At 38.3% G+C, this 22680-nt stretch carries 16 protein-coding genes; 2 read left to right on the plus strand and 14 right to left on the minus strand.

Going from position 1 to position 22680, the window contains the following annotated elements; genetic code table 11:
* Positions 1–137 precede the first annotated feature (137 nt).
* Positions 138–2423 carry a TonB-dependent receptor gene (locus NE668_RS03620; protein WP_227036843.1) on the plus strand — a complete coding sequence of 762 codons (2286 nt, stop codon included), beginning with the start codon at positions 138–140 and terminating at the stop codon, positions 2421–2423.
* Positions 2424–2529: 106 nt separating this feature from the next.
* On the opposite strand, the gene NE668_RS03625 is transcribed toward NE668_RS03620, so the two are convergent.
* The 8 genes from NE668_RS03625 to NE668_RS03660 form a co-directional block, all read right to left on the minus strand.
* A complete protein-coding gene (locus tag NE668_RS03625; RefSeq protein ID WP_227036842.1) occupies positions 2530–3183 on the minus strand; it encodes a DUF4304 domain-containing protein in 654 nt (217 codons plus the stop codon).
* A 105-nt stretch (positions 3184–3288) separates the two neighbouring features.
* A complete protein-coding gene (locus NE668_RS03630) occupies positions 3289–3768 on the minus strand; it encodes a pyridoxamine 5'-phosphate oxidase family protein (protein WP_156697475.1) in 480 nt (159 codons plus the stop codon).
* 9 nt (positions 3769–3777) lie between these two features.
* On the minus strand, positions 3778–4422 hold the full coding sequence (locus NE668_RS03635; RefSeq protein ID WP_256195818.1) for a hypothetical protein: 645 nt from the start codon (positions 4420–4422) through the stop codon (positions 3778–3780).
* A 135-nt stretch (positions 4423–4557) separates the two neighbouring features.
* Entirely contained in the window at positions 4558–4983 is a 426-nt protein-coding gene (locus NE668_RS03640) for a hypothetical protein (protein WP_004693473.1), read from the minus strand.
* An 82-nt stretch (positions 4984–5065) separates the two neighbouring features.
* Positions 5066–5857, minus strand: coding sequence for a hypothetical protein (locus tag NE668_RS03645; protein WP_227036840.1), 792 nt, complete (start codon positions 5855–5857; stop codon positions 5066–5068).
* Between the two features lie 69 nt (positions 5858–5926).
* Positions 5927–7444 (minus strand): 23S rRNA (uracil(1939)-C(5))-methyltransferase RlmD, encoded by a 1518-nt coding sequence (gene rlmD / locus NE668_RS03650; protein WP_227036839.1) that lies wholly within the window; start codon positions 7442–7444, stop codon positions 5927–5929.
* On the minus strand, positions 7444–8112 hold the full coding sequence (locus tag NE668_RS03655; protein ID WP_227036838.1) for a TerC family protein: 669 nt from the start codon (positions 8110–8112) through the stop codon (positions 7444–7446). The genes rlmD and NE668_RS03655 overlap by 1 nt, the downstream gene beginning before the upstream one ends.
* Positions 8113–8313: 201 nt before the next feature.
* Positions 8314–8973, minus strand: a complete 660-nt coding sequence (locus NE668_RS03660; protein ID WP_039964892.1) for a TerC family protein — start codon at positions 8971–8973, stop codon at positions 8314–8316.
* Between the two features lie 271 nt (positions 8974–9244).
* Between NE668_RS03660 and NE668_RS03665 the strand changes: the two genes are divergently transcribed.
* Entirely contained in the window at positions 9245–10603 is a 1359-nt protein-coding gene (locus NE668_RS03665) for an MATE family efflux transporter (protein ID WP_008713720.1), read from the plus strand.
* Positions 10604–10655: 52 nt separating this feature from the next.
* On the opposite strand, the gene uvrC is transcribed toward NE668_RS03665, so the two are convergent.
* From uvrC to smc, 6 genes are all read right to left on the minus strand, one after another.
* Entirely contained in the window at positions 10656–12482 is a 1827-nt protein-coding gene (gene uvrC / locus NE668_RS03670) for an excinuclease ABC subunit UvrC (RefSeq protein WP_227036837.1), read from the minus strand.
* A gap of 134 nt (positions 12483–12616) precedes the next feature.
* Positions 12617–15469 (minus strand): excinuclease ABC subunit UvrA, encoded by a 2853-nt coding sequence (gene uvrA, locus NE668_RS03675; RefSeq protein ID WP_227036836.1) that lies wholly within the window; start codon positions 15467–15469, stop codon positions 12617–12619.
* Between the two features lie 134 nt (positions 15470–15603).
* On the minus strand, positions 15604–17781 hold the full coding sequence (gene uvrB, locus NE668_RS03680; protein ID WP_008600677.1) for an excinuclease ABC subunit UvrB: 2178 nt from the start codon (positions 17779–17781) through the stop codon (positions 15604–15606).
* Complete coding sequence (locus NE668_RS03685) at positions 17781–18164, minus strand: hypothetical protein (RefSeq protein WP_008600675.1); 384 nt, start codon at positions 18162–18164, stop codon at positions 17781–17783. The genes uvrB and NE668_RS03685 overlap by 1 nt, the downstream gene beginning before the upstream one ends.
* A complete protein-coding gene (gene ftsY / locus NE668_RS03690) occupies positions 18154–19089 on the minus strand; it encodes a signal recognition particle-docking protein FtsY (RefSeq protein ID WP_008600673.1) in 936 nt (311 codons plus the stop codon). Before ftsY ends, NE668_RS03685 begins: the two co-directional genes overlap by 11 nt.
* Entirely contained in the window at positions 19089–22643 is a 3555-nt protein-coding gene (gene smc, locus NE668_RS03695; protein ID WP_008600672.1) for a chromosome segregation protein SMC, read from the minus strand. The genes ftsY and smc overlap by 1 nt, the downstream gene beginning before the upstream one ends.
* Positions 22644–22680 lie beyond the last annotated feature (37 nt).

A 22680-nucleotide genomic window follows, 5' to 3' on the forward strand; every position in this document is an offset into this window, starting at 1 on the left:
CTACTTACATATCTCTACAACCCCCTTAATAATATTCATATTAATATAAGTAGTATTCATAACATGATAATATTCAGAAACATATTTCAATGATATACTTAAAATAGTGTATTTTTATTTATTAAAGGGTTGTGTGTATGAGAAAAAGTAAATGTAAGAAAAAAGCAAGTGGTTGCAATCAAACCATTACCTCGAAAGCTCTATTATTTTCCATGATTTTAACGGCTATGAGTGGTCAAATTGTAAATGCCATTGACAAGAATGTAACAGATGAACCTGTAACATTACCAACTTATAATGTGACTGTGACAGCTACAAGAACAATGGAAGACATTGTAAAAACACCTAGTTCTGTTTCTGTTGTAACAACGGAAGATATTGAAGCGCGAAGAGCTGATACGGTAGCAGATGCTCTACAAATGTTGCCTGGTGTTTATAAAAGCCAAAAAGCCAATGGCGGCTTACAAATCCGTGGATTTGACTCTACCAATACATTAGTACTACTTAATGGTGTACCAATGAATAATACATTTAATAATAGTGTTGATTGGGAAGCTATACCGGTACATTCAATTGAACGAATTGAGCTAGTACGTGGCCCTAGCTCTTCTTTATATGGTGGTAGAGGTGTGGCAGGTGTTATCAGCATACAAACGAAACAAGCAGAACCAAAACAATCCGTAAAAGACATTCATTGGCATGGTCAAGTTGGATATGGCTCTCATGGAACACTGAATGACGAGTTAGGCTTTGACGCTCGTGTATCAGATCGTGTTGCTGTTGGTATGTCTTTTGAACAAAGACGTACCGATGGATATCCAGGTTTCTTCATTACTGACAAAGCAGCAAAAATCAAACCTAATACAAAAACAGTGACACCTGATAATCCTGTACCACAAACCAAAGATGGTGCCTATCTATTAGGTAGTCGAGGTAATAAGTCATATAATAATAAAAGTCTTTCAACCTATATAACGATGAATCTACGTGACAAGGAAGCTTTAACATATTCATATCTATACACAAAAAATAGATATGCCTATGAAAATCCTATGAGTACGATTACAGTAAATGGTAAACCAGTTTTCTCAGGAAACATCAAAATAAATGATCAAAAATATGTGGCTCTTAGAACAAGTAGATATTTAGGCTATGATGGATTGAAAGAATATCACGCTCATAATTTACAATATAAAAATGACAAGAGCAAATTACAAGTTATTTTTAATGTATTGGATCGCAAGAAAGACGGATTCTCTAGTCCTAATAGTCCAAACACACCAAACTATAATGGACCTGGCGATGACTCCTTCTACCCTGGAAAAACAATTAACTTAGATGTACAAAAAATCTGGGACCGTATGGGTAAACATACTCTTGTTGCTGGATTAAACTGGAAAAAAGAAAACTTTGATCAAAAACGAAGAGAACTAACAAATTGGAGAAATCATTCCTCTTTTGATTCTACAACATATCCAGGTGGATTGTATGAAATTAACAAAGGCGCTACTAACAATCTAGCATTATTCATACAAGATACTTATCGACCTAATAATGATTGGGCAATTTATACAGGGCTTCGTATAGACCGATTTAAAAAGTACCATGGACAACACGTTACATATGATAAGGTTAATAAAAAATATGACACCGTAAATCATGGAGAAGGCACATATACAGAATTGAGTCCTAGATTGGCTATTGAACATTATTTGAATGACTCTTTGAACGTGTATGCTTCTTACGGACACTCCTTTAACCCACCTCCATTGAGCCAAGTGTATCGATATAGTGATATTGTAAAAGCCAATCCTAACTTAGATCCAGAACGGTCTGACTCATTTGAAATTGGTCTAAAAAAAGAATGGAATACAAAAACAACATTAAATGTATCTGGATTCTATGTAAAAACAAAAGACAAAATAAAATATGTAACCTATTATGATCGTAATGGTGATGTAGATTATAAAATGTATAATAATGTGGACCTAGAAACTCGCCGTGGTGTAGAACTAGAAGTTCGACATAAATTATCATCAAAATGGTCTGTATTTGGAAATTATACTTGGCAAATGGGCCGTATTAAACACAAAGAACTTCCTAATACAAATACTAACGAATATACGGAAGTAAATTATGATATTCCTAAACATATATTCCATGCAGGGCTTGAATATACTAGTGGCAAATGGAATGCACTTTGGGATACTCAATATGTAAGTCGTCGTCAATCTGTAGATGACATTACTGGTCAATATGGTTCTGAGGATAGTTACTTTATTTCTAATATAGCTATGAATTATAAGTTCTCTAAAGAGGCGACATTGCAGTTTGGTATTCAAAATGTATTTAACCGCATATTCTTTAATGATGAAGCAACAGCCGGTCGTACATACTCCGCAAGTATGAAGTTTAAATTCTAGTAATCATTGGTCAAATTATAGTAAAAGCCCTTCATATATGATATGTACCCCCTTTACTGGACAACCAGTAAAGGGGGTACATATCACTATGCGAAGGGCTTCCCTATTATTTGTCTATTTCAAGTCCATTGATAAAAGCAAACTTAATCATATCAGCTCCATAAAACTCTCCTTCATCTAATAAGATACTTTCCTTCGGCAAGTCTTTCAAATGTTTATAAAAGCCAATATATTTACTTCTTAACTTATCTTTTTCAATTATCTTATTAAAATACTGCTGAGCCTTAGCTGTTCCACCAAAGTGATAAATATAATACAGTAAATTATGATCAATTATATCTCCATCTATAAACTTTTCAATATTACTTTCTGTATCTTCAAAATCATCAAATACCGGGATGATATGTTCCTCAAGTAATTTACTAACTTCATCTACAGTATACTGATAGCTTGCTCCTGCTAATTGCCACCAGTGCCAAGCTTTTCTATTTAATAAGCTTCCAAGCTCTCCGCCATAAACAAATCCATTATGATAATTAGCCTTCTTCATATCTTTTGAATAAATAAAAATATGTGGAACAAATTCTACACTACACGCATAATTATTTCTGTTAGCCTGAAAACAGATTTCAAATGTAAGATCTTTATTTTTAGAGATTTTCTTTAACTTCTGTCCTTTGCCAGTCACCTTAAAATCTGGAAAACGACTTGCTATATCTTGCCACGCTTTTTCACATACTTCTCTAGGTTTCAATGTCATACTAATACTCCTCAAATATCTTATAACTTGTTTATTTTAATTATATTGCATCTACTAGTATGAGTGTATAGTAAAAACCCTTCGCCTATGCGAAGGGCTAATCTATTATTTTTCTTGTACTTGTTTTCCACTCATATGTTCAATGGTAATTTCAAACATTTGTGTTGCTCGCCCATTACGAGCAATTTGTTCATCAGCTAAAGTTTCATCAGGATAATACTTCATAGCAAATTCTTTTAAGCGCTCTATAGATTCGGGGCCGGCTTCTAATAAACGACACCGCCCAAACACAACTACACTTTGTACATACGGCGCCCAGAATTCAGATTCATCAATACGCTCATTACCATATACGGTAAAACATACCTTATCTGAAGTTTTCAATGCATCTACTTTATGACCCGCTTTAGCTCCATGAAAGTAAATTTTCCTCTTATCAGAATCATAAAAATAATTGATAGGAATAGCATACGGATAGCTCTCATCACCATTCATAGCAATAATTCCACGACGATTAGATTGTAATAAAGCTTCTGCAGCACTATGGTCTATTTCATTTATCTTTTTACGAACTGGTTTAAACATATATATCTCCTAATTTTTCTTACTAATTGTATTTACAAGATACATGAAAGTACCACTATTAGTATTATCAACTTTAGAATACTCTTTCCAGTTTATGGGATACATACCCGTTAATACTATGGGTGCTTCCATTCCACGCATTGTTCCTTTTCCTGTATTAGCGTCCCAATTCATGCATCCAGTTTTAATAGAACCATTCTCAATAGAAAATTCAGCATATGTACAATTTACCTTTGTCGGAAGCTTTAGATAAGACATCTCACTAGTTATCTTAATAGTATAACCTTCAATAAATTTACTAGTCTTATCCCTGAACTCCTCTATACGCATAATATCTTTTAAATAATTATAGCAGCCTTGATCCTTAGCCCCTTGCTCCTTCAACACATACACTTCATCATTTATAGTTTTAATGCATCTTTTTGTCGTATATTTAAGCTCAATAGGAATCCATTTACCATTTAATATAACAAGAATATCAAGATGTAAGCTAGGATTAAATTCAGGCACAAATTCTAATCGAATTTCACAATCAGGGTATTTCTTTTTTATGAGCCAAGCTAAGCTAAACTGAAAGTCTGCTTCAGAATGAAATATTGGTCGCCACATACTCAATAGGTGCATTATCTCATGAATATCTAAGATTGATTCCATAACACATACCTCATCGAATACAATACATCTATTTATTCTAATTATATTACATTTATAAGTATGAATGTATAGTAAAAGCCTTCAGATAAGTGAAGGGCTTTTAGTCTAGACAACAAAATATCATTATTGATTATTTTAATATCCACGATATTCATGCAATAAGTGAGATAGTTTATTATTCAACTCTATAAAATTTATCAAATAATGCTCATCTATATAAAATTGTTGATTGGTAATTCTATCTTTTGTAGCTAAAATTTGCTCTTCTTTAGATGACGTACATCTGAAACTATGAATGATGCGATTTCTCTTATAAACAATATCTGAAAATAACTCGGCTATTTCTGCACCAGCATTTTTTGTAATTGTTTGAGCAATAGGCGATTTAAGTTGGCCTGATTCTTTATCAATCAAGTCATACCAAGAATAATCACTATCTGTATTAATAATGTTCTCTATAATAAAACCATTATTAGAGATAAATACTGAAATAGCCATCCCCAACAAGTAAACATACTCGTCCTTAGGTAAAGATATCCTAGCAAGTGATCGAAGCTCCATTTTCTTACTCCTTTAAAAGATACGACTTATATTATTTATCTACAAGAAGAAATAGTCTCATAATAGTTTATAAAATATCAATTTAAATAGTTATTTGTCTATCACTATATATTCTTGTTTCAAAATAACCATAGCCTAAATTTGACGCCTTCCAGTCTCCAGCAACTATAATAAATTTATCTTTATTTTCAAATACCATATTTCTTATCTTTTTATAAAGGTTTATATCAGAAATAGATAATATAAAATGATAATTAGGATTTGCTACAGGGGCTACTAAATAAATCTCATTTTTATCACTATCGTAAAAGCGACCTTTTACACAAGACTCAATTATTTTAAAGCCGAAAACACCTTTAGGATACCAGTATGCAGTTCTATCATCTAAAATCATTCTTCCAATTTTCTCATTTCCATATGAGTAATTAGGAGGAAATCGTTTGCATATAGAATATATCTGCTTTATTGTACTGAGTGTGAGATTATAATATTCACCATATGAAGATTTTTTAGAATTCCCACTTGAATTTTTCGGATTCTTCTTAACTAAAAGATTTTGCATCGCATTTTCAAAAGAAAAATTTAACTCATTAAATTTATTGTCATCAAAAGCGACTGAACTATTTGCATAAGGACAATTAGCAATATGTTTATACGCAGATTTAGTTGCTCTAAAATATGCTTTCCGAGAGCCATCACCAGTACATACAAATAATTTACTATTACATAGCGGATTTGGACAATAAAAAGATTTATCCCTATTTTCTTCAAGAGCCTCACTTGCTAGTATTAAATCTCGTCTTTCTTTATCTCTATATGCATGGTTAGCCAAAGAATCATCTCCATTTATAATTAACCAACTTACTAACCCCATTATTATATTTCCTATAAAATTTACTATAATTGAATTTCTCTCCCGCTCTTACATAACCAGTACTAATACTTACTGCGTCACTTCGTTTCTAGTAAGCAAAGCCACCGCTTCGACATGTGCTGTCATAGGGAACATGTCAACAGGTTGTACTTCTTCTAGTTCATAGCCATAGTGTGTGAGGATTTCAATGTCACGCGCCATAGTTGCTGGGTTACAGGATACGTAGACAATGCGTTTTGGTTCCATACCTGCAGCAGAGGTTAGTACTTCTTCTTTACAGCCCGCTCGGATTGGGTCGAATACGATGACATCTGGTCGTACGCCTGCTTTATAGAGTTTTGGCATTTCTACAGCCGCATCGGCGACGATAAACTCTGTATTATCATATCCATTGCGTCGGGCGTTTTCACGAGCGTTGTTAATAGCTGGTTCTACGATTTCTATACCGATAACATGTTTTGCCTTATGAGCTAAAAACAATGAAATGGTACCTGTTCCACAGTACGCATCGATAACAGTTTCCTCCCCTTTTAGGTTCGCATATTTTAGTGCTTGATCGTAAAGGACTGTAGTTTGTTCTGGATTAACTTGGAAAAAAGAGTGAGGTGATAAAGTAAACCGCAAGTCTTTAATATGGTCTGTAATAGTCCCATCTCCATAAAGGATGCGATTTTTAGGTCCAAGAATAACATTTGTACGCTTACCATTCACGTTATGAACGATTGTTTCCACTTGAGGCACACGTTCAGTCAGGTTTTTAACCCACTTTTCTTGATGCGGTAAATTATCTGTTGCGGTTACAAGAATAACCATCCATCCAGATTGTCCAATACGACCGATTACATGGCGTAGTATACCTTTGCCTGTATGTTCATTATAAGGTTCGATATCAAATTCTTTAGCAATTTGATAGCAGGCTTGAGCAATGCTATTATTTCCTTCATCTTGTATGGGACAATTCGTGCCTTGCACGATATCGTGAGAGCCCATGGCATAGAATCCCATTAGAATATCACCTTTAGTCCCTCCTACAGGCATTTGCATCTTATTGCGATATGCCCAGGGATTTTTAGGTCCCAATGTAGGTTTAACTAGGTCTGGATTTTGATGACCAATACGTTCGATAACGTCCTTCACCTTTTGTGTTTTTAATGAAAGCTGCCCTTCATAGGTAATATGTTGTAATTGGCAACCACCACAGAATCCGTAAAGATCACAACTGGCATCGATCCGATTCGGCGCCATAGTAACGATTTCCAAGAGTCTACCTGTAGCATACGTTCTTTTCACCATAGTAATAGATACTTTCACTGTTTCCCCAGGTAAGGCAAAGGGAACAAACACTGTAAAGTCCTCTACGCGACCTACCCCTTCGCCACTACTGCCAATACCGTGAATGGTAACTAATACTTCGTCCCCAAGTTTAACAGGGGCATTCAAAAGAGCTTGTTGTTTTTTAGATACAGAAGTATTGGTATTTTGTTGTCCATTATAATGATTGGAATTCTGTTTCCCATTAGATCGATTTTTATTCTGTTGTTTAAATTTCGATTTATTCTTACGAGATGTACGACTTGTACCATTCATTACGAGTCTCTTTTCTTCCAAATTTTAATCATACCAGTTACAATGATTACAAAGAATACCGTTCCAAATTTCACCAATAACTCTTCCCCTTGAATATAGGGAACAAGGAGTGGATCTTCTACAATCATTTCACCAGCAACCCAACCTAATAAAGCACCACCAGCCCAAAGGATGACAGGAAACTTATTAATGATACGAGCAAATAGTGTAGAGCAGAACACAATGATTGGAACAGTGATTAACATACCAACAATAACGAGCTCTAAATGTCCTTTAGCGGCACCAACTACGCCAATTACATTATCGATACTCATCATCGCATCAGCCACAATGATTGTCCAAATGGCTCCCATTAAGGAATTCTTAGCTTCGATATGTGCATCTTCATCTCCACCTTTTAAAAGTTGAATGGCAATCCATACAAGTACAAGTCCACCACCTAAGTGAATAAGAGGAATTAAAGTAAGTGCTTCTACTAAAAGAGTGGCAAATACAAGGCGCATTCCAATAGCCCCCACTGTACCCCAGATAACAGCTTTCTTTTGTAATTCTGGTGCCAATTTACCCGCTGCCATCCCAATAACAACGGCATTATCCCCGGCCAATAATATATCGATCAAAATAATTTTGCTAATCGTTATCCACGTTGTAGCCTCTAAAAATTCCATTCTATACTTACCTCAATTCACTCTGCTAATTCTATAACTATCCCTTAACTATACCACAAATTCTCTATTTTCTCATCTAAAAGAAAGCTCTTAAACTACCACTGTTATTCTTAAGATTAGCCTATAAGGTTCTTTATAATGACTATACTTTTACGAAAAAAATATCTCTCCTCCTACGACTAGAAGAAGAGATATATTACATTATTTTTTAAGTTTCTTTACTAACAAAGATGCCCCTACTACGAGAATAACAGCACCAATTTTAATGAGTAATGCATACGGTTCTACGGTATGTGAAATTAATTTATCTTCCACACTCATCGCTGCACCCACCCAGGCAAGGATACCGCCACCAACGTAAAGGATGATTGGAAAGCGTTCGATAACTTTTACAAATAAAGTACTACCATAAATGATAATAGGTACTGTAATAAGCATACCGACAGCAACTAATGTCATATTACCACTAGCGGCACCAACTACACCAATAACATTATCAATACCCATAATTCCATCTGCAATAACAATGGTCATGATAGCAGCGCGCAAGTTATCTTTAGCCTCGATATTGTGCTCGCTATCATCATCAACAACAAGCTTGTAACCGATCCATAAAAGAAGGATACCACCAACTAAACGAAGAGCAGGAATATTGTTCAATGCCTCTACAAATAGGAATGCCATAACAAGACGTAAAATAATAGCGCCAGCTGTGCCCCAGAAAATCGCCTTCTTCTGTAAATGTGCGGGTAGGTTGCGAGCCGCCATACCAATAACGATGGCATTATCACCAGCTAATAAAATATCAATAACGATGATTTGAAGCATCGCTAATAAGCCTTGTACAGTTAAGATGTCCAATGTATCCTCCTTAGAATAAAACAATAGTATATATATTATAATCGATATAGTAAAGTAGTGTAAAATTCAATTATCAACATATATATACGTTTTTATCATAATTCTTTCTTATTAAATAAGATAGTTTATATAAGGTCATTTCTCCCCTTACATAATCACAATATGGGCTCTATTTTTTTTATAAATTTAATTCCTTTTTCCCTTAGGTTTTGGCTATTAAATTAAGCTACTTTATGATATGGTATAGTATATCGTTACTAGGGAGGTTAGTATGTATCAAACATATTCTATACTGCAAAAATTATGGTTGTTTATAAAACTATTTACTCCAATGTGCATCACTCAATTTTCCCTGATTGGGGCGACCTTTATCGCCATCTTTTTAACGGGGCAATATAGTACGACTGATTTAGCTGGTGTTGCTACGGGATATAATTTATGGCTCCTCTTCTATATCTTTGCACAAGGTACATTAATGGGTATCACACCAATTATTTCTCAACTATTAGGAGCTAAGAAAACAGATGATATTCCAATAATCTTTCATCAAGGCCTTTTCATCGGTACAGGACTAGCATTTTTAATTTTACTAATCGGTATATTCGGCTTACGCCCTTTATTGACATATTTAAATCTTGAGCCGGCTGCCACCGAGGTATGTATTAGTTATCTGAAAGCCTTTGCACTTGGTTTATTCCCATTACTCTGGGTAAATACCTTGCGTAACACTGTCGATTCTCACGGATTAACTCATTACTCCATGGCCATCGTCTTTACAAGCTTTGTGATTAACGTATTCTTAAATTATGCACTCATCTTTGGTCATTACGGTTTTCCTGAAATTGGTGGTGTTGGTGCTGGCTACGGTATTGCTGGTGCCTGTTGGACAAACTTAGTTCTATTTAGCTTAGTCATTCTATTGCATCCTAAGTTAAAAGGCTATCGCATCTATAAAGATTTCCATAGCCCGAATTTTCACTATATCCGTGAACAATTACAAGTTGGTATTCCCATAGGTTTTTCTATCTTTTTTGAAGCTAGTATCTTTAGCATTGCTGGGCTCTTAATGGTTCACTTTGGATCTGCTGTAGTAGCAGCTCATCAATCTGTCATTTCTTTTACTAATGTATTCTACTGCTTACCATTAAGTATCGCCATGTCCTCTACCATTGCCGTTGCCTATGAACTCGGTGCAGGACGAAAAATAGAAGCTATCCAATACTCTTATATTTCTCGTGTATTAGCTATCATCATAGCCGTTCTCATTTGTGCCTTTACGTTCACTCATATGGATAATATTGCGGATCTATTTACAAATGATGATGAAGTATATGAACTTATTTATCAATTCCTTGGATATGGCGTATTCTTTGCCGCTATCGATGCCATCGGTACTCCATTACAAGGTATTCTAAGAGCTTACAAGGATGTAAAAATAGTGCTTTACATCTCCCTCGTATCGTATTGGGGCGTATGTTTCCCAACAGCTTATACCCTTGCCAAAAATCCTAATTATGGACCATTTGGCGTATGGATTGGGTTGTTGGCTAGCGTAGTAGTTGCGGGTATATTATTTACACTTCGCACATACTACATACAACATTACAAACCTAGAACTATTGCAAAATAATAAAAGCACCTATTGATTACGCTCAAGTGTAAGTAATCAATAGGTGATTTTTTTATTTTAGAGCCTCTTGTTTCTCTACTTTAGACATACGGAAAAAATTATATAGCGTTTCTGCCGTCTTATAATTCATAGATTCTATATTTGCAAGTTCATCAATAGATGCCTCTTTCATGGCCTCTAAACTATTAAAGTGAGCCCATAAGGCCTTACGGCGTTTAGGCCCAATACCTTCAATATGGTCAAGAATAGATTCAAGATTTCGCTTACCGCGCAACTTACGGTGATAGGTAATGGCAAAGCGATGCGCTTCATCACGAATTTGTTGAAGTAATTGAAGCTCCGGCGTGTGATGACTCAAAATGATACTTTCAGATTGTCCCTCTACAAAGACCTCTTCAATACGCTTAGCCAAGGAGATAACTGGCACATCTGTAACACCAACGGCACGGATTAACGGCAAAGCCGCATTGAGCTGACCTTTACCACCATCGATGATAATAAGATCTGGCATAGGCCAGTCTGTTTCATTACCGTAACGACGTTCCATAATTTCAGCCATCGATTTAAAATCATCAGGTTTACCTTGTGTGGTTTTCAGTTTAAAGCGGCGATATTCTTTCTTCGCAGGCTTGCCACCTTCAAAAACAACCATAGAAGCCACCGTTTCAGTTCCTTGTGTATGAGATATATCAAAACACTCCATACGTTCGGGTAAACGTGGTAAGTCGAGAATCTCGGCTAGCTTCTTAATCGCCCCGCCAGTCTTATCGATTTGGTGCTGCCACTGACGACGACGTTCTTCAAGGAAAGTTTCTGCATTTTCATGAGCCATCTTAATCATATCCATCTTATAGCCACGTTGTGGCACAGATACATCTACATGTTGGCCTTTGAGCTGTGTAAACCATTCCGTTAATAAGTCCCTATCCGTACTCTCCATAGGTAATAACAACTCTTTAGGAATAAAGTTTGTATCTCCATAGTATTGCTTGATAAAGTCTGTCATAATAGTTTCTGAACTATCGCCATCATGTTGCACAAAGTAATTCTCACGGCCTAACAGACGACCACCGCGGATGAATAGCAACTGCACACAGGCCATCGATGTATCTACAGCCAACCCTAATACGTCTAAGTCGCCACGTTGAGTAACCATGCGTTGCTTTTCTTGTATCTTTTCAATACTAGATAATTGATCACGATACCGTGCCGCATCTTCAAAGCGCAAATCTTCTGCAGCAGTTTCCATCTTTGATTTAATTTCCTTTAGCAATGGTATAGGTTTACCTTCAAAAAGTTCTATGATTTCGTCAATATACTTTCGATAATCCGGTACAGATATTTTGTTAAAACACGGTGCCTCGCAGTAATGCATATGATACTGCAAGCATGGGCGTTCTACCTTCATAGATTTACAGGTACGCAATGGATAGTACTGGCGTATTAATTTCAGTACCACATGGACGGATGTAACATCTGTAAAAGGGCCAAAATACTTAGCTCCATCCCGTTCAAGACGACGCGTCATATATACACGAGGATAGTCTTCTTGCACTGAGATTTTGACATAGGGGTATGTCTTATCATCGCGGAGCCTAATATTATATTTAGGTTCATGCTCCTTGATAAGCGTATTTTCTAAGATAAGTGCTTCCATTTCCGTCTTTGTTTGAATGACTTCCACATCGACGGCACGTTTCATCATGGCCGTTACCTTTGGTGCCCGATTCGCATCATTACGTACATAGGAACGCACACGGTTGCGCAAATTAATAGCTTTACCTACATAGATGATGCGGTTATATTGATCGCGCCATAAATAGACACCTGGCGTCGTTGGCAGATGACTGACCTTTTCCAGTAATTCTTCAGACGGCATATTTCCTCCTTTCCTTGTAGATTACAAGAGAATAGATTACACACTTCTTTAAGTAATGACCTTTATAAGTTGAAGGACGTAGTCTATTCTCTTTATGATTTTTCTTTTATAGAAACTTAAATATATGTACTATTTTATTTCTTATGCTTCGCTGCTTTCATAAATTTCTTAGTCTGTTCCAATACAGGACCCAAGAATTTGCCGGTATAGCTTTCTTTTACCTTAGCAATTTCCTCAGGTGTACCAGTAGCCACGATAGTGCCACCGCGATTACCACCTTCAGGACCAAGATCGATGATGTGGTCAGCCATTTTAATAACATCTAAGTTATGTTCGATAACAACAACTGTATCGCCACCCTCTACGAGTTGTTGCAATACATGTAACAACTTACGAATATCTTCAGCATGAAGACCTGTAGTAGGCTCATCAAGGATGTATAACGTTTTACCGGTGCTACGACGAGCTAACTCAGTAGCTAATTTTACACGTTGTGCTTCACCACCAGATAATGTAGTAGCCGCTTGACCTAAACGAATATAGCCAAGACCAACCTCTTGGAGGGTAACCATCTTACGATTAATTTTAGGTATAGCACTAAAGAATTCTACCGCATCATCTACGGTCATATCTAATACATCAGCAATGGATTTACCTTTATATTTAACCTCCAAGGTTTCACGATTATATCGTGCCCCTTTGCAGACTTCACAAGGCACATATACATCTGGTAAGAAATGCATTTCAATCTTGATAATACCATCACCACGGCAAGCCTCACATCGACCGCCTTTTACGTTAAAGCTAAAACGACCTTGTTTATAGCCACGCATTTTAGCCTCAGGCGTTTGACTATATAGTTCGCGAATCGCATCAAATACACCTGTGTATGTAGCTGGATTGGAACGAGGTGTACGTCCGATAGGGCTTTGATCAATATTGATTATTTTATCAATATGTTTAATGCCTCGAATCTCTTTATGAGCTCCCACCTTATGATAAGAACGATACAACTGATTGGCTAATCCTTTATAAAGAATTTCATTGATTAAGGTAGACTTACCAGAACCACTGACCCCCGTAACGACAGTAAATAATCCTATCGGAAATTTTACATTAATATTATGTAAATTATTTTCCTTCGCACCGCGAATTTCGATGCAATTCTTGCCTGGTTTGCGGCGTTCTTCAGGAAGGGCGATAAATTTACGACCACTTAAGTACTGACCAGTAATAGAGTTTTCTACCTTCATCACTTCCTCAACAGTACCTGCTGCAATGATTTGACCACCATGTTCACCTGCTCCGGGACCGATGTCTACTAAATAATCAGCAGCGCGCATCGTATCCTCATCATGTTCTACAACAAGCAAGGTATTTCCTAAATCACGTAGCCCTTTTAATGTATCGATGAGGCGATCATTATCGCGTTGATGTAAACCGATAGATGGCTCATCTAGGATATATAATACACCTACTAAGCCTGAGCCAATCTGTGTGGCCAACCGAATACGCTGTGCTTCACCACCAGATAATGTGCCTGCACTACGGTTCATTGTTAGATAATCGAGGCCTACATTATTGAGAAAACCTAAACGAGCATTGATTTCCTTCAAAATTTGAGCGCCAATGACTTGTTCACGCTCTGTTAATTGTAGATGCCCAAAGAAATCTAATGCTTCCTTTATAGTTAATTGTGTGACCTCATTGATATTCTTATCCCCTACGGTAATAGCCAATACTTCAGGTTTTAGACGAGCACCATGACATGTAGTACACGGCTTAATGGACATAAACTTTTCAAATTCTTCACGCATAGAATCTGTAGAGGCTTCACTATGACGGCGCTTAACCATCGGTAAAATGCCTTCGTACTCAGTAAAGAATTCCTTTATTTCACCTCTCATATTTTCATAGGTGAAACTTACCTTATCCGTCGTACCGTACATCACCTTTTTCTGTAATGCTTTCGGCAATTCATCATAGGTGGAGTCTAAGGAATATCCATTAGCTTTTAATAGGCCTTCTACTTGACGCATAAACCAAGCATTAGGATTAGAGCTCAATGCTTGCACACAACCATCGGCAAAGCTAATGGATCCATCTGGAATAACGCGCTCCTCATCAACCTCCATAGTAGAACCAATCCCTAAACAGGATGGACACGCACCAAATGGACTATTAAATGAGAACATACGTGGTTCAATCTTAGGTAGCGAAACATGACAATCCGGGCACGCAAAATGTTGGCTATACATATGTTCAGGTCCATCTACCTCTTGAATCACAACGATGCCTTCCGCCCATTTTGATGCAGTCTCCATAGAGTCAGCCAACCGGGATTCAATGCCTTCTTTTACAACGAGGCGGTCAACAACGATATCGATGGAATGCTTCTTATTTTTCTCTAATACAATCTCTTCGTCCAAGGTACGCACTACACCATCTACGCGAGCACGAACAAAGCCTTCTTTGCGAAGTTGTTCAAATACCGATTTATGTTCTCCCTTTTTACCTTGAATCATAGGGGCTAGCACTAAAACCTTAGTACCTTCAGGAAAGCTCATTACATCATCTGTCATTTGTTGTATTGTTTGTTGTGTAATAGGCTTACCACACTCTGGGCAATGTGCATGACCCACGCGTGCAAATAAAAGACGTAAATAGTCGTAAATCTCCGTTACGGTACCAACCGTAGAGCGAGGGTTACGACTCGTCGTCTTTTGGTCGATAGAAATGGCTGGAGATAAACCTTCAATATAATCGACATCGGGTTTATCCATTTGTCCCAAGAATTGACGGGCATATGCAGACAGAGACTCAACATAACGACGTTGCCCTTCTGCGTAAATCGTATCAAATGCTAAGGATGATTTACCAGAGCCACTGAGTCCAGTCAAGACGATAAACTGATCACGTGGCAAGGATATATCAATATTTTTTAGGTTATGCTGACGCGCACCTTTTACAATCAATTGATCTTTCATTATCTTTCCTATTTAAAGAGATGATACCAAATGGCATCATCTCTCTGATTACTAACATGAAATAATATATGTATATTATCGCACATATAGTCTATATAATCTATGTGTTTTCTTACAATCTTTTAAAATTGTTCCTAAGATTTACTTTTTGAACCTGTCCGCTTTCTAGATTTGGTAGAAGCAGGCTTCTTCAACTTGCTATCTCCTGCACTATGCATATCGGACCATTGTTGACGTAATACGCCCAATTGATCACGTAACTTAGCAGCGGTTTCAAATTCAAGCTGCTTTGCGGCGGCCTTCATTTGACGATCTAGTTCTTCAATCTTATTGTACAATTCTTCCGGTGTTATATCTGCCACCTTAGGTGCTGATGTATCTTGAACATATGATTCGTGTCCATGGTCCATGCCCTCTGAGGATTTTTTTTGTTTTCCTTTTTTCGATGAAAGTCCCTTTCCATCGGTAACCATATCTTCTTCGATTTTCGTTAATTCGATTAGCTCTTTTACATCTTTAGATACAGATTTAGGCGTAATATTATGTTCAATATTATAAGCCTCTTGCACGGCACGACGACGGTCGGTTTCATCGATAGCCCGTTGCATAGAACCTGTTACACGATCTGCGTACATGATAACATGACCATTCACATTACGAGCCGCACGACCTATAGTTTGAATCATAGCCGTATCGGAACGCAAGAAACCTTCTTTATCCGCATCTAAGATAGCAACCAAAGAAACCTCTGGCATATCGAGACCTTCACGAAGCAAGTTGATACCAACTAATACATCGAATACGCCAGCCCGCAAATCACGAATGATTTCAGCCCGCTCAATAGTAACAATATCGGAATGAAGATAACGAACTCGTACGCCCATTTCCTTCAAGAATTCCGTTAAGTCCTCAGCCATCTTCTTCGTCAAGGTCGTAACGAGAACCCGTTCGTTCTTAGCAGCTCGTTTATGAATTTCTCCAAGCAAATCATCCATTTGCCCCTTAATAGGACGAATTTCTATAGATGGATCTAATAGGCCCGTAGGACGAATGATTTGCTCTGCAATATTCGTTTCTACTTCCATTTCGTATGGTCCAGGCGTTGCCGATACGTAAACAATTTGATTGATACGCTCTACAAATTCATCGAATTGAAGCGGTCTATTATCGAGTGCAGAAGGCAGCCGGAAACCGTATTCTATAAGAGATTCTTTACGGGCACGGTCACCATTGTACATAGCTCGAATTTGAGGCATCGTCACATGAGACTCGTCCACCATGATGAGGAAATCATCTGGGAAATAATCAATCAATGTAAACGGTGCTTCCCCAGCCTTGCGTTCAGACATATGACGTGAATAGTTTTCGATGCCCGAGCAATAGCCCATTTCTTGCATCATTTCTATATCATAACGGGTACGCTGTTCTAAGCGCTGAGCCTCCAATAGACGGTCAGCAGCTTTTAACTTCGCTAGCTGTTCATCTAGTTCGGCTTCTATACGCTCTACGGCAATATTCATCTTCTCTTTCGTCGTCACATAGTGAGATGCTGGATAGACAGCAACATGCTTTCGTTCCGCAATAACTTCACCCGTCAAGGAATCTACCTCTACGAGGCGGTCGATTTCATCACCAAAAAGCTCCACCCGAATGGCTCTTTCACTATAAGCGGCAGGGAAAATATCAATTGTATCCCCTTGTACACGGAAGGTACCGCGAATAAAGTTCATATCATTTCTCGTATATTGAATATCTACGAGTTTAGATAAGATTTCATCGCGCGACTTCGTTTGACCTAAGCGTAAGGACAATACGAGATCAGAATAGTCCTCAGGGTCACCTAAGCCATAAATACAGCTAACAGAGGCAACAATAATGACATCGCGGCGCTCAAAAAGACTCATCGTAGCACTATGTCGCAGTTTATCAATTTCATCATTAATAGACGCATCCTTCTCGATATAGGTATCACTAGAAGGAATATAGGCCTCCGGTTGATAAAAATCGTAGTAAGATACAAAATATTCTACCGCATTATTAGGGAAGAAACTTTTAAACTCGCTACATAATTGAGCAGCCAAGGTTTTATTGTGAGCAATGATCAAGGTCGGCTTTTGAACTGCCTCAATAACCTTGGCCATTGTAAAGGTCTTACCAGTACCAGTGGCACCGAGCAAAACTTGGGCCCATTCACCGCGTTCAATGCCTTCTGTTAAGGATTGAATCGCAGTAGGTTGGTCCCCTGTAGGCGCAAAGGGCGCCTCCACTTTAAATGGTTGGCCCCCCTCGTAATTATATGTACTATGCTTCATTACTGTTCATCCTGATGTTTACGGATGGCCTTCATCTCTTCATCCGTCAAACGACGACCTACATTTTCCGCTTGATTCAACGTATCCTCACCTTCTAAGACTTCGATGAGCATAGCAATAGAAAAGCGATCTAGTGTAGGTGTGGTCTTCTGGATCTCATCAGCCATCATCCAATCTGATTCAGTATAGTTATTAATACGTTCTGTAATTTCTTCCCAGTTTGAAAGTAGCAATCTCGTAATGGGGCGATATAGTTCAATACCGAAGTACTCGATTAAGCTAACTATCTTATTCATATTTTCTAGGCTAACATTACATTCATTTTTTTTATTTTCAGATTCTACATATTCAAGTAAGAATTCCCGGTTATATTTATTTGTCACCTTGAATCATTCCTTTATTAAATAATGCATTAGCAAATTCTTTTGCATTAAATGGACGCAAGTCATCCATACCTTCGCCAACGCCAATCCAGCGTACGGGTACGCCTAGTTCCTCTTTAATAGAGATAACTACGCCGCCTTTTGCCGTACCATCTAGTTTAGTTACAACAATACCATTTACTGGTACAGCTTGACCAAATAATTTAGCTTGACTTACTGCATTTTGACCCGTAGTACCATCTAAAACAAGCAATGTTTGATGCGGCGCACCTTCTACGTGGTTATTCGCTACGCGTCCCATCTTTTTAAGCTCTTCCATAAGGTTAACCTTAGTATGTAGACGACCAGCCGTATCTACGATAACGAGGTCTGCATTACGAGCTTTCGCAGCTTCCATTGCATCATATACAACGGCAGCAGGATCTGCACCTTCTTTATGTTTAACAATCGGCACACCAACGCGATCAGCCCAAATGGATAATTGGTCAGCTGCAGCAGCACGGAATGTATCACCTGCTACAATGATAACCTTTTTACCTTCTTTAGTATAATAATTGGCCAATTTAGCGATTGTCGTTGTTTTACCGACACCATTTACACCAACTACGAGGATAACCTCAGGATGATGCAAAGTAATTTCATCTTCTTGATCGATGAGCATTTCCGTGATGCGGTCTTCCATGAACGGCATTACATCGCCTGTATGATTGATGATACCTTCTGTTACACCACGACGAATTTCTTTCATCAAGTATTCTGTCGTCTTAGGGCCTAGATCACTAGTAAGCATAACTGCTTCTAAATCATCTAAAAAATCATCATCGATTTGCGCATAACCAATAACGATGCTTTCTACATTTTTTACAAAAGACTTACGAGTTTTTTCTAAACCGTCTTTAATTCTATCAAAGAATCCAAATGCCATTATGCTAGATCCTCCTTCACATCTTCAAATGCTACTGTTAATAATCGCGATACACCGCGTTCCACCATTGTTACCCCTTGAAGTACTTCGGCAGCTTCCATCGTCTTTTTACGGTGAGATACAACGATAAATTGTGTTTCTTTATTTACTCGATTTAAGTAGGAACTAAATCGTTCAACATTGGCTTCGTCAAGCGCCGCGTCAACTTCGTCAAGCACGCAGAACGGAGCTGGACGATAATCGAGGAATGAGAACAATAAAGCGATAACCGTAAGAGCACGTTCACCACCCGATAAAAGTGTCAATTGTTGACGCTTTTTCCCTGGTGGTTGAATATAGAAATCGATACCACCCGTCAAAATATTATCTGGATCAGTCAGTACAATTTGCGCAGTACCACCGCCAAACAATTGGCTGAATACCTCTTGGAATCTACGGCCTACCACATCCAATACATCGTATAGCTGTGTACTCATAGCCTTATCCATTTCGGCAATAACCGCCTGTAATTGCGTCTTTGCCGTATCTAAATCAGCTAATTGTGTGGTTAAGAAATCATAGCGTTCTTTAGTCTCTTCATATTCCTCAACGGCATTTGGATTGACTGGACCCAATTCGGCAATTTCGGCCATCAAACGAGCTTGCTCATCCTTCCAATCATTAACGGAACCTTCAATGCGAAGGGCTTGAGCATCTTCCAATGTAAAGCCTAGCTCTTGTAATTCTTCTATAAAGCGCTCACAATCCATGCGATGACGTGTAATTTTACCTTCCATATCAACAAGACGACCTTGCACCACTTTATAGCGTTGATTTAATCGGTCTTGCTCACTGAGGATAGATTCCATTTCCTCGCGCCCCGTAGATGTTTTATCATAGGCTTCATCGCGAAGAGCACGTAATCGTTCAACCTCAGCCGTAGCAGAGGCCAACTCTTGTTCTGCAACTTCCTGAGCCTTAGGTATTTCCTCTTCATAGCGTTGTGTAGTACTCACTAACAAATTACGAAGTGGTGTTAAGCGCTCAATAATACTAGAAATAGATTGATTACGCTGTTCACGTTGTGTTTCCCGTTCCTGAATCGTATGTCGTAAGGTATCACAAGTAAGGCGAGCTTTTGTAAAAGCTTCATACGCCTCTTGTTGCACCTTTTGCAACACAGTCAATCGATCCATCAACGCCCCTTGATTACCATCCACACCATGATTCTCTTGCAAGGAAGCTAATGCTGTTTCTTGATCTTTCAAGTTAGCCGTTGTAGTAGCCAAATCAATATCAATTTGTACTAAACGTTGCTCTTCTTCTGATAGAACACGTTTCTTACGATCTATCTGATGTTGTATATTTTGTACCTTTGTTTCGCTAGCCACATAGAGTAAGTTCGTATGTTGATAGCTTTCATCAAGGGCAACTCGTTCTTTCTCAGACTCTTCAACCCGTTTTTCAAGTCGTTCTAAGTTAGCAGTTAAAGATTGAATTTGTTCTTCAATTTGTACTAGCTCTTGTTCAAGGCTAGCAGCCTCTTCTTTGCGGCTCAATACAGAAGCACGCTTGCGCTTTGTGGCACCACCGGTTAACGAACCACCAGGTTGGAATTGTTCCCCTGTAAGGGTTACGATGCGCAATTGCTGATTGTATTTTTTCTGTAATCCAATGGCATCATCCATGGAGGATACTACCAAGGTGCGTCCCAACAAGTATTGGAAAATATGGGCGTACTTATTATCAAAGGAAATACAATCAACAGCAGTGCCTAATACACAGCTTTCATGTAAAGCCGGTGTATCATATGGTTTACCTTTTACTGAATCCATCGGCAAGAAGGTTACACGACCACCTTGGATAGATTTCAAATAGTTGACACCCTCCGCAGCAGCGCGAGCTGTAGTAGTTACAACGTGGTTAACACTACCGCCTAATGCCGTTTCGATAGCCGTAGTATATTTGTCCTCTACCGTAAAGAGCTCGCCAACAGCGCCCGTAATCTGTTCACGCCAAGAACCTTTACCATTGAGGATATTCTTAGTACCTTCTAAATAGCCTTCGTGCTGTTCCTCCCACTGTGCTAAGAGTTCTAAACGACCTTTTGCACGTTGTTCTTGAGTGCGCAGCTTTTGTAACTCCTTACGCTCTTCACGCGCTTTCATAGCCGCATTCTTAGCATCATCAACGAGGGCTTGTCGTTGAGCAGATAAGGCATTAAACTTTTGGCCTAGCTCTTCAAATTCAGAACGAGCGACTTGTAGTTCACTATCTACCTGTGCTATTTCAGATTCTAGAATAGCACATTGATTTTTGCTTTCTACCTTGCGAGCTTCTAAGCTCCGAATACTAGCCTTAGCCGTTTCAATAGCACTCACAACTTCTAATTGACGTTGCTCAAAAGCCTCTCGATCGGATTGCAAGGATTGGAACTTAGCTTGTTCTGCCCTTACATCTTCAACAGCCTTTTTGTAGGTCTCTTCTAATTCTTCTAAATTAGACTCTTTCTCTACTAATTGAGCACTTTCATCTTGAATCAATTGATTTAAGATGCGCAATTGTTGCTCCTCGCCCTTTTGCGTAGCCTCTAGCTCGCTAATGCGCATAGAAGTTTCATCTAATTCACGGCGCGCTGTTTTTAGTTGCTCTTCTAAGAGACGTAAATGGCCAGCTAAGCGTTCTTCATCACGTTGCTTTTCAGTATACTGAGCCTCCCACAACTTAAGCTGTTCCTGCTCTTTTGACGAGGACGATTGCAATTCGTGACGACGAGCCTCTAATTTAGACAATTCAGTTTGAAGCTCAATTTCTTCATCTTTAAAGGCAATATTATCATTTTCAAAACGCGTCAAAAGACGATCAGAGGTCTTATAATTGTGAAAGCCTAATGCCCCATCATAATCGCGCTTTGTGCGGCTTAAGGTCATATACTTTTTAGTCTTTTCCGCTTTTTCAGACAAAGGTCCTAATTGCTCTTCAATGGTAGCCATTACGTCTCGTACACGCTCCATATTACGGTCTGTGCTAGCAATACGACGCAACGCATCTTCTTTATTGATCTTAAAGCGAGAAATACCTGCTACATCTTCAAAAATCAATCTCCGTTCTTCAGGCTTAGAATTCAAGATAGCATCAATTCGATTTTGACCAATGATGGCCATAGAATCTCTACCAAGACCGGTATCTGCTAGTAAAAGATGTATGTCCTTTAAACGACAAGATCGCTTATTGACAAGAAACTCACTTTCACCAGTGCGGTATATACGGCGTGTAATGGCTACCTCAGCCATATCTATATCTAATTGTTGGTCACTATTGTCAAACACAAGTGTAACCTCAGCAGCGCTCATAGGTTTGCGCTTTTCCGTACCAGAGAAAATAATATCCTCTGCTTTTTGTCCGCGCAAATTACGCACATTGGATTCCCCTAAAACCCATTTCATTGCATCCGTAATATTACTTTTACCACTTCCGTTAGGACCAATAACGGCAGTCATTCCTGGTGAGAATTTTACAATCGTTTTATCCGCAAACGATTTAAAGCCCTTTAATTCCAACCGAAGTAATTGCATGACTGCCTCCTTTCTACCAACAACCCTAAATAATCAT

Source organism: Veillonella parvula (genome assembly GCF_024461875.1).
GTDB lineage: Bacteria > Bacillota > Negativicutes > Veillonellales > Veillonellaceae > Veillonella > Veillonella parvula_I.

Excerpts from the sequence above, each read along its gene's own strand:
- ftsY (WP_008600673.1), bottom strand. The coding sequence starts at position 19,089 with ATGGCATTTGGATTCTTTGATAGAATTAAAGACGGTTTAGAAAAAACT.
- NE668_RS03665 (WP_008713720.1), top strand. The coding sequence starts at position 9,245 with ATGTATCAAACATATTCTATACTGCAAAAATTATGGTTGTTTATAAAA.
- uvrA (WP_227036836.1), bottom strand. The coding sequence starts at position 15,469 with ATGAAAGATCAATTGATTGTAAAAGGTGCGCGTCAGCATAACCTAAAA.
- NE668_RS03625 (WP_227036842.1), bottom strand. The coding sequence starts at position 3,183 with ATGACATTGAAACCTAGAGAAGTATGTGAAAAAGCGTGGCAAGATATA.
- NE668_RS03640 (WP_004693473.1), bottom strand. The coding sequence starts at position 4,983 with ATGGAGCTTCGATCACTTGCTAGGATATCTTTACCTAAGGACGAGTAT.
- NE668_RS03635 (WP_256195818.1), bottom strand. The coding sequence starts at position 4,422 with ATGGAATCAATCTTAGATATTCATGAGATAATGCACCTATTGAGTATG.
- NE668_RS03645 (WP_227036840.1), bottom strand. The coding sequence starts at position 5,857 with ATGGGGTTAGTAAGTTGGTTAATTATAAATGGAGATGATTCTTTGGCT.
- NE668_RS03620 (WP_227036843.1), top strand. The coding sequence starts at position 138 with ATGAGAAAAAGTAAATGTAAGAAAAAAGCAAGTGGTTGCAATCAAACC.
- rlmD (WP_227036839.1), bottom strand. The coding sequence starts at position 7,444 with ATGAATGGTACAAGTCGTACATCTCGTAAGAATAAATCGAAATTTAAA.
- NE668_RS03630 (WP_156697475.1), bottom strand. The coding sequence starts at position 3,768 with ATGTTTAAACCAGTTCGTAAAAAGATAAATGAAATAGACCATAGTGCT.
- NE668_RS03655 (WP_227036838.1), bottom strand. The coding sequence starts at position 8,112 with ATGGAATTTTTAGAGGCTACAACGTGGATAACGATTAGCAAAATTATT.
- uvrC (WP_227036837.1), bottom strand. The coding sequence starts at position 12,482 with ATGCCGTCTGAAGAATTACTGGAAAAGGTCAGTCATCTGCCAACGACG.
- uvrB (WP_008600677.1), bottom strand. The coding sequence starts at position 17,781 with ATGAAGCATAGTACATATAATTACGAGGGGGGCCAACCATTTAAAGTG.
- smc (WP_008600672.1), bottom strand. The coding sequence starts at position 22,643 with ATGCAATTACTTCGGTTGGAATTAAAGGGCTTTAAATCGTTTGCGGAT.